Annotated in this window: 1 protein-coding gene; it reads left to right on the forward strand. The window is 73.9% G+C overall.

Features of this window, described 5'->3' with window-relative positions; all coding sequences use genetic code 11:
- Positions 1–222, forward strand: a 222-nt coding sequence (locus tag D8M39_RS12520) for a transposase family protein (RefSeq protein WP_148111773.1), incomplete at both ends; no start/stop codon positions are given.

Below are 222 nucleotides of genomic sequence, written 5' to 3' on the forward strand. Positions count from 1 at the left end.
GCCTCGTCGCCGTCGGCCAGCTGATCGAGCCGGATCGGGCCACGATCGAATGCCGCGTCGTCGAGGACGACCCGTGGTGTCGGAAGTGCGGTGTCGAGGGCGTGCCGCGGGACACGGTCACGCGTCGACTGGCGCACGAGCCGTTCGGGCACCGGCCGACGACCCTGCTGGTGCGGGTGCGCCGGTACCGGTGCGGACACTGCCGGCGCACGTGGCGGCAGG

The organism is Kocuria sp. HSID17590 (assembly GCF_003989485.1).
GTDB classification, from domain to species: Bacteria; Actinomycetota; Actinomycetes; order Actinomycetales; family Micrococcaceae; genus Kocuria; species Kocuria salsicia.